The sequence below is a fragment of the Rossellomorea marisflavi genome, assembly GCF_009806575.1.
Lineage (GTDB): Bacteria > Bacillota > Bacilli > Bacillales > Bacillaceae_B > Rossellomorea > Rossellomorea marisflavi_A.
Window position 1 is genome coordinate 2,713,119 of the sequence record NZ_CP047095.1, and the last position, 12,814, is coordinate 2,725,932.

Genomic DNA, 12,814 nt, shown 5'->3' on the forward strand with positions numbered 1-12,814 from the left:
ATTATCGGTTCCACTATTCTATCTCGCAAGAAGCGTGCCAACTTTCAAAAGCATGAAAACGCTTCATTAAACGAAATGTGATCATGCAATTTTTTGCAGGGTCTGCAAATTATTTCATGCTATTTATTTCAATGTTATATTTTTCAATTTTATAGTACAGGTTCCTGACAGAAACATTCAGTGCTTTCGCCGTGGCTGTCTTGTTCCCTTTATGTTGCGCTAAAACCGACTGGATTATCTGTTTTTCATACCACTCGAGGCGTGCATTCAAATCTGTCTCTACCGGATCAGACTCCATCTCGGTTGCACGCCCCTTCGCATGACCCATGGAGGAAAGATGCTTTTCGTCTATATACGTTTCACTTGCCTCCATGAATATGACGGCTCTGCCAAGTACGTTTTCCAGCTCGCGCACGTTCCCTGGCCAGTCATGCTCCATCAGCTTCACCGTGGCCTTTTTCGTCAGCCCTTCCACCTTACGCCCGTAATCCTGATTGATCTTGGTGATGAGACGTTCGGATATCAACGGGATATCGCCTTTTCGCTGGCGAAGGGGCGGGATCTGGATCGGCATTCGATTGAGGCGGTAATAAAGATCCTCCCTGAATGACCCGTCCCCCATGCCTTTCTCGAGGTTCACATTGGTGGCGGCAATCACCCGGACGTTTATGGGGATGGACTTGGTTCCTCCCACCCGGACGATTTCTTGTTCCTGGAGCACCCTTAAAAGCTTCGCCTGCGTGCTGGCACTCAGCTCCCCGATCTCATCAAGGAAAATGCTCCCATTATTCGCTTCTTCAAAGAGACCCCGCTTGCCCCCGCGCTTCGCTCCGGAAAACGCGCCGTCTTCATAACCGAACAGCTCACTTTCCAACAAGTTTTCAGCCAGGGCAGCACAGTTGACCCGGATGAACTTGTTGAACTTCCGGTCACTTGCATTATGTATGGCATGGGCAAACAGTTCCTTTCCGGTGCCGGATTCACCCCGCAGCAAGACGGTAGCCGGCGTCTTTGCCCCAAGCTTCGCCTGTTCGATGGCAATTTTCATTTCTTCGGATGTCCCGATGATATCGTCAAAAATGTATTTTGCCTCTAGGGTCCGGATGATCCTGCGTGCCCGGTCCAATTCATTCGTGAGGGATTGGATCTCCGACATATCATGGATGACGCCGACGCTCCCTTTCAAAATGTCATTGACGATGATCGGTGCCACATTGACGATGACTTCCTTCCGCTTCGGGCCGACGCGCATCCTCGTGCCCCTGATGGCCTTTCGGGTCCTGAGGACTTTGAGATGGATGCTTTCACCTTCGGAAATATCCGCAGTTGCCGGCTGCCCGATCACCTCTCCACTGGAAAGACCCGTGATTCTCGTATAGGCGGGATTGATCAAGATCCCCTTCCCATCCTCATCCACGACAGATATGGCATCATCACTTGATTGGATGATGGCTTCAAGCATCGTCTGGATTTCTTTTAGATCCGTGATCTGTTCGGCAAGGTTCACCACTTCGGTAATATCCTTGAACACCGAAAATGCACCGATTACTTCATCCGAGGATGTGATCATCGGGATCCTGCTCGAAATGATCTTCAAACCGTTCTGGAGGATCACTTCTTGATTGATTTCAGGCCTCCTTGTTTCGATGGTCGAGAGCAGCCGGCTTTCCGGCACGACTTCAAGGATGTTCCGGTTCAAAGCATCCTCCCCGCTGATCCCCGTCATGCGCTGGGCACTTTGATTGAAAAGGATGATCTTACCCCTGTGATCAATTCCAATCATCCCGTCATCCGTTGAATTGAATATGAGATCCCGCTTGAAGGATTCACTAGTGAGTTCATGGATCAGCTCTTCTTTTTCCTCGAGGAGCTTGGAAATGAGAAATGCGACACTTCCGGGGATGAGCACGGTATTCTTCCCGCGTCGATCCCTGATGTCTTCAAACACTGCCTGATCCCCCGTCACCTCGATGACGATATCTATGGAAGAGTCAAGATACGGTCGCCAATCATCTCCGACCGCGATGCCCCATTCCCCGGCAAGCTTTACCCCGGGAGCCTGCCTGTCCACATCGATGACCGCTACTACATTCATGGAAGAGGCTTCGTGGAGAATTTTCAAGATCGCCACCCCACCTTTTCCTCCCCCTACTATGAGAACATCCTGCAACATTCTTCACCCCATCGCTTTGTCCGTGCAATATATTTCACAGTTCCATTTTACCTCACAAGGGCCACCTTGACAATTTTCATGATGGAGGTAAAATTCAAGTAAGTGGATACAAAGGGGAAATGTACATAATGTCACGCCTTATCGCTTTGATCATCATGCTCATACCCGGTGCATTTGCAGCGCTTGGTATCAAGCTTATGAGGGACATGCTCTTCGGCATCCTGCAGCCTCCCATACCGTACCTCTGGCTGCAATTCATTCTCGGTCTTGTCTTTTTCGTGGTCGGCCTGGGATTCATTGCAGGATTCGTTCTCCATAGGGACCGGAAAAGGAACAAAGTTCAACCTCGTTTCACGAAAAAAAGCTAGCCCGGGGGCTAGCTTTTTTCTGTATTCCTGATTCCGATTGCACGTTCGGGGAAATCGGTAATGAGGGCAGGACACCGTATGTGGAGCAGCCTTTTCATCGACGTTTCCTTATTCACCGTGTAGGGCCGCACCAGCACACCCGCCTTCACCGACTGCAGGATCATGTCATCGGTTACGGCATTGAGGTTCGGATGGATGGCACCTGCCCCGATGGAACGGGCATAGGACCAAGGCATGAAAAGCCTGTTCGAGTACAGGGCTGCCACTTCAACTGCCGGATTCAGCTTCTTGCACTTGACAAGGGAGTAGTGATTGAAGGAAGAGATGATGATCCGATCATCGTATCCATATTCCCTGCTCAGTTCAAAGATTTTCTCTTCGAGGCCTGTATAGTCCATGACGCTGTTCTTCAATTCGATATTACAGAGGAGATCATTCCCCCTCATCCATTCGAACACTTCGATCAAAGAAGGCACCCGGCATCGTCGGAGCATCTTCCATTTTCCGTTCGCCCTGAGCTTTTGTATATCCTTGAGGGTGACATCTTTGACAAATCCCTTACCATTCGTCGTACGATCGAGTGTTTCGTCGTGGATGACGACCACCTGATCGTCCGAGGTGAGCTGTACATCAATTTCGATCCCATCCGCCCCGACCCGGGCTGCCTCGGCGAACGCTTCCAATGTATTCTCAGGATGAGTCCCTGCAGAACCCCTGTGGGCAAAGATCAATGTCATACCTTCACGTCCTTTTTTTGCATCTATGTAGGGTGGGTACCCTTTCGCACAAAAATAAAAACCCGGCAGGCACCGGGTCATCCGTTCTACTTACCCTTTCAAGAGGCCTTATGCTCCAAACGCAGCTTGTCAGCCACCATCGCAATGAACTCAGAATTGGTCGGTTTTGCTTTTGTCATGCTTACAGTATAACCGTTATTATATCGGTCTTTGAAAGGAATTATTCGAGATATAAACGTACATATTTATCGGTAACTCATCGGGATATTTATCGGTAATTACGGTTTGTAACCGCTAACTAAACTATAACGGAAATTCAGCGTTATGACAAGCGATTATAATTTGGCGATTTGGGAGGAATTAGGCGTTAATGAGTCGAATTTACTATTATACTTGTAACGAGGAGGCCGATTATGAAAAGAACGGTGGATAAAGACAAATTATCGTCAGCACAAACGCAACTAGTATTCGATTTTGTTCAGTGCTTATTCGAAGGTGACGTCGCGAACTACTGGAGTAAGATTTGTCGAGTTGACCAGGCGAGGATACTCGGAAGGTATGACGCGTTGGTGGAGGCGGGCAGTTTGCCTGGCGTCAATTTCGAGGAGTATGTAAAAACGGAAGTTAAGGCGAAGCAAGAAGGCTTTTACGCTGCGATTCGAGAAAACTTCGGCATTTCCCATTTCGTCCGTCATACGAATCACGGTGACGTCATGGTTTTCGCTTATGAAAATATACGTGGGCCAGTCGCTTACATTGCCGAGACTATGCGCAACGTATACCCGATACTACTGACGTTGGATGCCCGCAGTGAGAAAAGCGAAATCAGCCTCGAATGGAAAGTGCGCTTTTTTGAGGATTATTGGTTCGAGGAAGTAGACGTGGATAAATGGATCGATGAGCAAATCGAGGGTATGTACGAGCCAGCCGACGATTAAGCCGGCCAACCTGCGGTTTACTTAACGTCTACATATGCGCCGTTAGCCGTCACATAAAACGTTGCGCCTTTACTGTTCTTAGCTTCGTACTGGTAAGCGTTATCCACTTTAAGCTTGCGAACAACTGTTGGAAAACCAATACCTTTCGTTAGATAACCGGAAACGTCTTTCGCTTCCCATGACGGCTTGCTGTAGAACTTCAGCTTGGAGACTTTGCATACGAGCTTCTTGCTGGAATAGCTATCCGCCTTTTTCGCAACGTTAAGCTTAGCACCGACCTTAAGCGCTTGTGCATTGACGCTAGGATTTAGCCGCTCGAGCTCCTTAACGGAGGTACCGTAGGCCTTAGCGATGTCCCACAAGGTATCGCCGCTTTTTATTGTATGCGATGAAGCTTTAGAAGCAGGCGCTGCTTTATCTAGGTATTTCAACGGATCAACTGCGTTACTCTTATCGCCATTCCAACGCCCTTCATGCAGCTCGAAATGAAGGTGCTGCCCGAAGGAATAACCGGTATTCCCCATTACGCCGAGTACCTGCCCTTGCTTGACATTCGCTCCCACGCTAACCTTACGCGAACCACTCCGCATATGAGCGTAAACTGTCTCGTATATTTTACCGCCAAGGTTATGCACAACGAACACTACTTCGCCATAGGAATCGGAGCGATATGATCGGCTAACTACGCCTGCTGCGGCCGCCTTTACATTGACCGTCCCACTTTTCGCTAAATCGATGCCGAAGTGACTTCGCACCTGCCCGTTCAATACGTCTCGCCCAAATGGCGAAGTTAGTTTTGCGCCTTCAACCGGATAGTTAAACATTATTGATCGCCTCCATTTTCGTTTCTTTTTTCGAATTGATACTTAATCGTTGCGACTGATCCTACGCCAAGTAATGCGTATTGGATGCCGGCAATCATGACGCCATAATCAAAACCGCCCTGCTCAAACGCTGCGAACAATATGCCCAGCACAATCGCAATTACTGGAATATAACGATTACTGACCCTTGTCGCTTCTCTAATCGCATATAGTACGACTGCAAGCGCAAGATACGCCGTAAAATCTACGTTCAATAGTTCGTCCATTGTTTCGTCCTCCTTTATATAGTAGAAAAGCGACATCACCCGTCTTGGATGTGCCGCTTGATCATAGAACCATCGCAGCTAGGATACCTACGATGGTCAATATTGACGGGACCATGAGCCCAATCGCCCAGGTTGTCGTCTTTTTTATTCCCTCGATGTCTTTGGCATTTTCCTTCGCAAGTGAGAGCGCTTCCGCCGCCTTACCGTCCGCACTTTCAGCAGTCTTTTTGACCTCAGATAAATATCCAAGTTGCGTTTTTATCACCCCGATATCTACGCGAAGCTCAGTTAGAATGTCGTAAATCTCGCGAGAGTTGTGTTCTTTCTGCAGTTCTGGCATATCGTCGCCTCCTTTCTAGTGCATAAGAAAAGAGCCACCTAGTTTGGTGACTCTTTTTTTAGATTTGAAGAGTAAATTATCAGTCAAAACCTCGGTTCATTTCCTTGACTAATTAAGTAGTCGTTTAACCAATCGACTGAATATATTTTTCCAATACTAATATCATAATCAAGTACTAAGTTCATAATCTCAATAACTTTTTCTTTTGTAATAACTTCATCTTCCAAGTTCCAGTAATGATGCACCAGTTCTTCTAAAAATACCATAAGAATCAATTCATCGTCATAATTCTTCTCTCTCCATTTACCCACACAATAGACAGCTAAGTTAAACCGGAATCCGATTGAATCATCGACGTCAAGTTCCTCAAATTCAAAATTACCCCTTTCAGTTAACAGAGCACATAAACGAGGGAGTTTTTCTTTTTCAAGGAATTCTTGTTCTAATTTAATTGAAATCCCGTGTAACGCAACACTAAATAAGAACGCTTCGTGTTTAGTAATAGGAAAAGTTGCTCTGATTTCAATTTTATTAATTAAATATTCTGGAATAGTTGGACCAGGACAAGTAATCTGATTTTTAAATACACCCAATTTCATCACCTCCAAACTGTTATTCGACATTAAAAAACATTTACCTTTAAGAATTGGATAAATTTATCCGCTTTAATTCCGTAGAGATGTCGTAAATCATGTCATTGAGTTTGCGCCAAGAGGATTCGCTTATGATAAGTCATCTCCTTCCGTAGGATAAGAGAAAGAGCCGCCAGCGATGGCAACTCCATGTTAAGCAATTTGATCCGATTATTCTTTTATCCAATTTTCTAATTCCCAAGTAACCCCCGTTTTCTTTTTGAAATTACTAAGAGCTATAGCAATCCCAACACTCGTTAGAGATGAATTTGCTAATTTTGTGGTATTCCATAATTCAATTAATTTGGCATACCTTAAATGTAAATCATCAATAATTGGATCATTTGGATAAGAGTATGACAGTATTTTATTTATATCAGCTGATCCAATACTAATAGATATACATCCACTATACTGCAAATGTTGAAAAGCAATTTCGCCACTAGTTATACCCCGCAAAAATTGATCTAGGAAAACAGGAAAGTCTTTCGCTGAAAATAGCGCACCAATATTAACATGTTTAACTATAAATAAAACAGTCAATATATTAATTTGTTTCATGGTTAGTTTTGGTATAATTTCTAAAGCTTCATTACACACTAATGTGGTGAATTTTTGATCTTTTTGTTTTGTTCTGCTTACCAATAAATCAATCAATAAATCAGCAATTTCATCATCATTACGGCGAGCGTGGTTTTTCTGCGCCTCATATATTACGAATCTTACATCAGGATCTTTTGTGTTTGTTAATGATTCAGGAGACTCTGCTTTTAATTCATCTAAATATTTATTTATTAATTTTTCGGCTCTTTCATTAACAACTGCTTCAATTTTTTCGCCCAAGTCATAAAAGTTCGACTTAAAAACACCCATGGCGATGTCCTTTACGTCAGTATAAGACATACCGTGCTGGTGAACTGTTACTTCATTCCCTTGTACATTGTTTGAATGGTCGCCACCCGTGATTTCTTGTTTTCTATTTATCATGTTTAGTCTCTCCAAATGTCACAGTAACGTTTTTACCACCCTGTACATTATTAGAATGATTTCCAGCATCAATTTTTTGACCAGGGGACCTCTTCGACTTAAAAACAAACCCCAATAAAGAAGTTATAGCAACTATTCCAATCCCACTAAATAACCATTCTTTATTTTCCGAAATCCAAACCACTAAATCTCCCCCTTGCCAATCTTTGTAAATCAATGGTAAGGGCAAATTTACGTTTTGTCCATCTATTTAGATGAAGTTTCATATCTTATTGAAGGATATTTTTCTGTCAGGTCAACGTTGTAATCACACTTTTCGCAACGGTGTTCGATTTGCGGTGGGTTTGTACACCAACTGTTTTTTCCTGTAGGGAGCATTTCACCCTTATTACAATGATCACAAATGTACTTCACTCCATAAGGACGTACTTCAAACCTTTCCTCCAAAATCATCACCTTCTTTTCAAAATGAATAGCAGAATTTGATTTTAACTAATTTTTCATATTTATTTAGGTTAAGAAGCTAAAGCTTCCAACGACGTGCTCGACCTTAGCAGGGACCCGTTATTGGAAACTTAGAATTCAAACATGGCTGTGTTGTACTGTTTAATCTGCGACATAGGTATTTTCATCAGCTTGCGAAAGTCCATCGTAACACCACTTGTGCTCCGTCATTTCGACCCGACCTCCCCTTGCGTTTGTTGCTGCTCTAGCTGCGCCAGTTGTGCCGTCTTGACCGCCAACTCGATCTCGAGCTTAGCGATACGTTGCGACAAGATATGAATCACGTCGTTTCCGTCCACGTTTGTATTCATTACGCCTCACCTCCCTCGATTAATAACCTCAAGTCCGCTATTTCCTGCGCCTGTGCCTTATTTTCCGCGCTCAGCTCCTGCACACTCAACGCCAGGTAGTTCACATATTTATAAACGTTAATCGCCGACAAGTCCTGCGTAGCAATTTCCGGGCTCAGCTCGCTCAGTACGCCGATTTGCCAGTTCGAGTAGTTTCCGACGTTTACATCTTCGTTCAGAATGTAGCGCTTGATTTCGAGCTTGTTGATGACGTCTAGCCCGCGCTCCGTGACCGGCTCGATGTTTTGCTTCGTCAGGACGCTCGATCCGTTCCGGTACTCGCTCGCCTTGATTGGGCGATAACTTATAGTGGACCCGTCGTTATAGCCTAGGTGATTCGTAACGCGGACCTCGCCGTCAGTTGGTCCGCAACCAAGGTAGAAATTATCGCCAGTGGTTTTTATTCCGCCTGCTTGGAGCACGAAGTCGTTGGCGCCGGACCCGCCCAGCGTACCTCCACCTCGACCGTTCCAATAAACGCTATACGTACCGCCACGTGTCGTGACGTCATTTGCGCCAACTTTATCAGCGTCAAGTTTGCCCGTACCCATGTCGCCATTTCCATTTGTGACAAAAATCGTAGGGTCGCCTGCGGTCGTTTTTTGAAAGCGAATGCCTGCTGCGTAATTCGTATTCGGCGATCCGTAAGTGAGGACGCCATCAGTTTCGCTAGAGCTTCCGTTGTCCTTAACCCATAGGCGAAACTCGTTGATGCCGGGACGTGTGTTTTTCATCGGACGGAAGTATACGCTGGCTTCATCCGACTCAATGTTTACCGTCTGGCTGGCGTCGAGGATGACCCTATTCTCATCGGACCGCAACGCAACCACGCCGTAGACCGAGTGGACTGTCAGCCCGCTTGCCGTCGAGTACGTTGTGTCACGAAAAGCCAATGTTCCGGACGCATCTTCGTTCCCGACCGCATCGGCATACGTTGAGATTCCGAAATCGCTAAAGTAAAGCGAGCGATTAAGCGTGTCATTTCGTGCCCGCAAATACCCGTTTTCGAATTTCAGCCGGATTTGATTCGTTTCGGTTTTACCGCGCCAAGACCGCGTGTGTCTGCCTCGCGATTCAATATACGGCCCCTCGATTAGCGTGTATTCTTCCAGGTCGCCGCCGAATATGCGAATACGGTTCGTGTTGATTTGGCCGGCGGTGAGGAGGTTCGTATTGATTCCGTCGGCTGTTATCGCGTTCGGAAACGTGATGCCCCCGTCAGTCGTGACGCCTAGCCCCGCCGACCTGAACGCAACGAATCGCAACGGGTCATTCGGATCACGCGCCACAATACCCATTCCTGGCGGATACTCAAGCTCCGTCAGCGAGTTGTTCAGCGCCTCAGTTGCCCGCCGTGTTGCTTCGTCTAGCACGTCGTATTTCAGCTTGCCGGTGTCACTATCGAAGAACTCGTCGAACAACCTTTTCGTGAAATCAGTAATCGCCGATCCGTAACTTTTTCGCAAGGTTGATAGTGTGACTCTTGGCGCCTTGTTCGTGCCGGGATAGTCTTCGATTTCCATAACGCGAAGGTCGAGGTCGATGCCCAACGGTTCGTAGATTGTCGGAATCCTGTCGCCCAGACCCGGCTTTTCGCTGAGGTAGCCTGCGTCTTTCAGAACGCTGAACTCGAGCTCGATTGATACCTCAGGGGCATCGATGAGTTGGCGCTTGAGTGAGGCGAGCAACGTCGGCTGATGAATAATCGTTTCGTTCGTGTAAGGCTTGGCGTGGCGAATGCCGAAGATGGCTGCGTTTGGCGACGTGTACTCCGCCGTGACCACCGGCACGTCGTTGACGACCTTTCCTTCGCCGCGAATGTACGTTGACAAATTACTCGTATCGACCGTGTGCTTGAACGTTTTGACGTTGTGGTTGTAGCGAAATTGTAAGTCGGCGTCGTTGCCGATCTGATTGCGAATCGTGACGTGCTTGTCGTCGCGCAGTTCAAACTCGAAGCCAAACCGCTGAATCGCCTTGTTGAATAGCGCGATACAGTTGTCGTCGCCGAAGTTTTCAAATTCGAGGTTGTTGAACGCGTTGATGACGCTATACGTCCAGCCCGTGCCGTTGAAGATAAAGTCGAGTATTTGCGCGATTGTCTTAACGCCTGTGGTTAGCGTGTCGTAGCGATAAACGTCGATGAGGTCAAAGAATTCGTGCGTGGCGAATACCGACTTAACGGGCGTTTGAGCGTGCACGCGCTGCTCGACCTGCTTGATCCGGTAACGGTGCTTCGTTGATTGATCCGTGATGAAGCACTCCTCTTCGACGAGGTTGAATGCGTGAGCGTTGACGTCGGTTTTCGGCAATAAAAAAGACAGCGAACGATTTCCGTTCACCGCCTGTTTGCGTGAGAGTCCTAGTTGATTGGCGAGAAAGTGAGACTCGCCGGATAACGTTGTGAGTTCGAGCAAGTTACGTCCTCCTTTCGTGTTAATTTATCGCAAAAGAAAAAGTCGCCGGTGAGGGCGACTTATTTATTTATGACTTTATTAAGCTCTCTACGTAACAAAGCTGCCTCAAGCATAAGACACTCGTTAGACCTAACCCCATAAAGGCTATCTTTCTCTCTAACCAAAATATCATTACCGTTTTCATCTTTTTCATAAATGTCGTCCCACTCGTCATAACAAAGTAGCCCGTAATCAAAGGCGTCCAACCCATGCCTTGAAAATGCTTCTTCTATTTCTTGTGCTATTACTCCGATATGAACCCGAGCCTCTTCCCCTTTTTCTTTAACGGCGTCAATATACCGGAACTGTTGGTAGTTCACTTCACTCCAGGCATCTAGCACAGCATCATTAATCGGTAGTATGGAAGTCTTATGGCGTCTGTCCGACGTATTAATTACCCCTCCCGAAGCAAACACGTTAGTAAATCGATTGGTTGATTGTCCAAGTGAAGCTGTGTTATCTACGTACGGCCTCACGGCAACAGGTGCATAAAACGTTGTGTAACTCCCATTAATCAGCATTGTCGTCCCTGTTCCTATCCGAAATCTAACTTGCTGACCATCAGCAGCTCTTGCGTCAAACTCTCCATTTTTGGATACAATTGAGCTATTGATATGGAATTGTCCCCCGACCTCAAACATCCCTTTAACGTACGTATCTTTTGAGATATAGTTGCGATCTGAACCCGCAGAAGATAAATTCACATATTCGTTAGATCCTAGAAAAGTAGTTCGAAGTGTAGCATTGAACATGTCTAGAACAAGATTGGTCGTTTTAGCTGTCGTAGAGATCGGACCATAGAAATCATTGTCGTCATAATTAATGGGAGCACCTGTTGTTGAAAGTCCCCCGGACCCACCTTCACTATGACAGCCGATGAATGTTATCCTGTTCGCACGATCAAGACGAATCCGAAATGGCTCCCAAGTTGAGAATCTACTTGAGATAAAGCGCATGCCTTGAATAGCGCCGCTTGCATTACCCGCCATACCATCTATGGACAACGATCCCCCGCCATTATCCGTAAGGTAATTACCGATCGAATCGTCTCTACGATGCTTGGTATGGTGATTCGTTCCGTAGAAGGAGGAGGCGATTACTGTAACATCAGACGCCCCAAAGTTCCCGCGTCTATCAGTAACGGTCGAGCCGCTGGTTGCATCGTAGTACGGGTCGCCATACCCTTCCGCCCCACTCTTCGGCTTAGCTCCTTGAATCTTCAGACCCCATTTTCCGCCCATTGTGAAAACGGAATCTAACGTCAAACCGTCCGCGCCGTTTCGTACAGTCCCGCCGTCATAAGGTACTCCGTTCATATCCGTAAACTCACTTGTGAAGCTACTCCGGGTTACGTCCATCCAAATCGATGCTTCTCGCCAGTAGCCGAGAACGTGGACGTTCGAGTATTTGTTATGAACGCGACAGCCGAGAAACACTCCTACGTCCCATTTAGCGCCGTAATTAGTCGGAGAATTGTCGTTCTTATCGAAGTCTAAGAAGATGCTGAAATTCTGAAGCTGAACGTATTCCGCTTGAATGTTCAGTGCAACAGAAAGTTCCGTGTCAGACGTCTCTAAGGCGTTCGAGAGGTGTTTGATACGTGTACGTAGCCGTTTTGTTCCTGCGCCCTTCACGAGGAATCCGCTAGTTTGCTTGTAGTCAATCAACGCCTTATCAGCGTAACCATTTCCCGGGCCGACTCCCCTAATCGTGATCGTTTTCTTAACCTCAATCTCGCCGGTGATAACCGACACACCTGGCAGATGTACCACGCCGCCGAACTGTTCAGCGAAAGCTATCGCGTTTCTAATCGCCTCAGTATCGTCAGTAACACCGTCGCACAGGGCACCAAACCATCTAACGTTGACGACCATATCTTGGATGTCGTTATCTAGCGCGTCAATACGTTCTTTAATGACCGGATATGATTCGCCTCTAGCATTCGTCCTCGCTTGAATCGTTTCGGCGTCTGATGTACCGCTGTCTACGATTAATTGATTGAGCTGATTCTGTAAAGATTCGGCCCGTTCATTGCTTTCCGTTGCTTTTTGTGCAGCCTCTTCCGACAGTACCTTCGCTCTGCTTGCGTCTGTTTTCGCTCCGGCCGATTCAGCCCCTAGCGTGCGGAAGTTATCGTTTAAATCATTTCGAAATGTGCGATCAAACGGAACGCCGATTTGTTTATAGTTTGCCATAATGTTGCGCTCCTCTCTATAAATAATAAAAACGGAAGTCAAAC

The 12,814-nt window shown here is 46.6% G+C and carries 13 protein-coding genes and 1 pseudogene; 2 read left to right on the forward strand and 12 right to left on the reverse strand.

Going from position 1 to position 12,814, the window contains the following annotated elements; genetic code table 11:
* Nucleotides 1-109: 109 nt before the first annotated feature.
* Entirely contained in the window at nt 110-2,170 is a 2,061-nt protein-coding gene (locus D5E69_RS14120) for a sigma 54-interacting transcriptional regulator (RefSeq protein WP_048014121.1), read from the reverse strand.
* 131 nt (nt 2,171-2,301) lie between these two features.
* Here D5E69_RS14120 and D5E69_RS14125 point away from each other — a divergent pair, with 131 nt between their 5' ends.
* A complete protein-coding gene (locus tag D5E69_RS14125; RefSeq protein WP_048005993.1) occupies nt 2,302-2,541 on the forward strand; it encodes a DUF2627 domain-containing protein in 240 nt (79 codons plus the stop codon).
* A gap of 8 nt (nt 2,542-2,549) precedes the next feature.
* On the opposite strand, the gene D5E69_RS14130 is transcribed toward D5E69_RS14125, so the two are convergent.
* Complete coding sequence (locus D5E69_RS14130) at nt 2,550-3,278, reverse strand: glycerophosphodiester phosphodiesterase (RefSeq protein WP_048005994.1); 729 nt, start codon at nt 3,276-3,278, stop codon at nt 2,550-2,552.
* A 98-nt stretch (nt 3,279-3,376) separates the two neighbouring features.
* Nucleotides 3,377-3,472: pseudogene (locus tag D5E69_RS23675) on the reverse strand (hypothetical protein); the annotation flags it as partial.
* A 219-nt stretch (nt 3,473-3,691) separates the two neighbouring features.
* Here D5E69_RS23675 and D5E69_RS14135 point away from each other — a divergent pair.
* Nucleotides 3,692-4,216 carry a hypothetical protein gene (locus D5E69_RS14135; protein WP_159129801.1) on the forward strand — a complete coding sequence of 175 codons (525 nt, stop codon included), beginning with the start codon at nt 3,692-3,694 and terminating at the stop codon, nt 4,214-4,216.
* 17 nt (nt 4,217-4,233) lie between these two features.
* Here the strand turns inward: D5E69_RS14135 and D5E69_RS14140 are convergent, their stop codons facing one another.
* The 9 genes from D5E69_RS14140 to D5E69_RS14180 form a co-directional block, all read right to left on the reverse strand.
* Nucleotides 4,234-5,040 carry a peptidoglycan DD-metalloendopeptidase family protein gene (locus tag D5E69_RS14140; RefSeq protein ID WP_159129802.1) on the reverse strand — a complete coding sequence of 269 codons (807 nt, stop codon included), beginning with the start codon at nt 5,038-5,040 and terminating at the stop codon, nt 4,234-4,236.
* Nucleotides 5,040-5,306: a phage holin family protein gene (locus tag D5E69_RS14145; protein ID WP_159129803.1), complete on the reverse strand. Its 267-nt coding sequence runs from the start codon at nt 5,304-5,306 to the stop codon at nt 5,040-5,042. Before D5E69_RS14145 ends, D5E69_RS14140 begins: the two co-directional genes overlap by 1 nt.
* 61 nt (nt 5,307-5,367) lie before the next feature.
* Nucleotides 5,368-5,646, reverse strand: coding sequence for a hemolysin XhlA family protein (locus tag D5E69_RS14150; protein WP_159129804.1), 279 nt, complete (start codon nt 5,644-5,646; stop codon nt 5,368-5,370).
* 83 nt (nt 5,647-5,729) lie between these two features.
* Nucleotides 5,730-6,239, reverse strand: coding sequence for a hypothetical protein (locus D5E69_RS14155; protein WP_159129805.1), 510 nt, complete (start codon nt 6,237-6,239; stop codon nt 5,730-5,732).
* A 210-nt stretch (nt 6,240-6,449) separates the two neighbouring features.
* Nucleotides 6,450-7,265, reverse strand: coding sequence for an LPO_1073/Vpar_1526 family protein (locus D5E69_RS14160; protein WP_159129806.1), 816 nt, complete (start codon nt 7,263-7,265; stop codon nt 6,450-6,452).
* Nucleotides 7,255-7,482 (reverse strand): hypothetical protein, encoded by a 228-nt coding sequence (locus D5E69_RS14165; protein WP_249931492.1) that lies wholly within the window; start codon nt 7,480-7,482, stop codon nt 7,255-7,257. The genes D5E69_RS14160 and D5E69_RS14165 overlap by 11 nt, the downstream gene beginning before the upstream one ends.
* A 454-nt stretch (nt 7,483-7,936) precedes the next feature.
* Nucleotides 7,937-8,080: a hypothetical protein gene (locus tag D5E69_RS14170; RefSeq protein ID WP_159129807.1), complete on the reverse strand. Its 144-nt coding sequence runs from the start codon at nt 8,078-8,080 to the stop codon at nt 7,937-7,939.
* Complete coding sequence (locus D5E69_RS14175; RefSeq protein ID WP_159129808.1) at nt 8,080-10,536, reverse strand: phage tail spike protein; 2,457 nt, start codon at nt 10,534-10,536, stop codon at nt 8,080-8,082. The genes D5E69_RS14170 and D5E69_RS14175 overlap by 1 nt, the downstream gene beginning before the upstream one ends.
* Before the next feature lie 59 nt (nt 10,537-10,595).
* Nucleotides 10,596-12,770 carry a tail fiber domain-containing protein gene (locus D5E69_RS14180; RefSeq protein ID WP_159129809.1) on the reverse strand — a complete coding sequence of 725 codons (2,175 nt, stop codon included), beginning with the start codon at nt 12,768-12,770 and terminating at the stop codon, nt 10,596-10,598.
* Between the last annotated feature and the right edge of the window lie 44 nt (nt 12,771-12,814).

Coding starts and splice junctions, on each gene's coding strand:
- D5E69_RS14150 (WP_159129804.1), bottom strand. CDS start 5,646: ATGCCAGAACTGCAGAAAGAACACAACTCTCGCGAGATTTACGACATT.
- D5E69_RS14160 (WP_159129806.1), bottom strand. CDS start 7,265: ATGATAAATAGAAAACAAGAAATCACGGGTGGCGACCATTCAAACAAT.
- D5E69_RS14145 (WP_159129803.1), bottom strand. CDS start 5,306: ATGGACGAACTATTGAACGTAGATTTTACGGCGTATCTTGCGCTTGCA.
- D5E69_RS14180 (WP_159129809.1), bottom strand. CDS start 12,770: ATGGCAAACTATAAACAAATCGGCGTTCCGTTTGATCGCACATTTCGA.
- D5E69_RS14170 (WP_159129807.1), bottom strand. CDS start 8,080: ATGAATACAAACGTGGACGGAAACGACGTGATTCATATCTTGTCGCAA.
- D5E69_RS14125 (WP_048005993.1), top strand. CDS start 2,302: ATGTCACGCCTTATCGCTTTGATCATCATGCTCATACCCGGTGCATTT.
- D5E69_RS14130 (WP_048005994.1), bottom strand. CDS start 3,278: ATGACATTGATCTTTGCCCACAGGGGTTCTGCAGGGACTCATCCTGAG.
- D5E69_RS14135 (WP_159129801.1), top strand. CDS start 3,692: ATGAAAAGAACGGTGGATAAAGACAAATTATCGTCAGCACAAACGCAA.
- D5E69_RS14140 (WP_159129802.1), bottom strand. CDS start 5,040: ATGTTTAACTATCCGGTTGAAGGCGCAAAACTAACTTCGCCATTTGGG.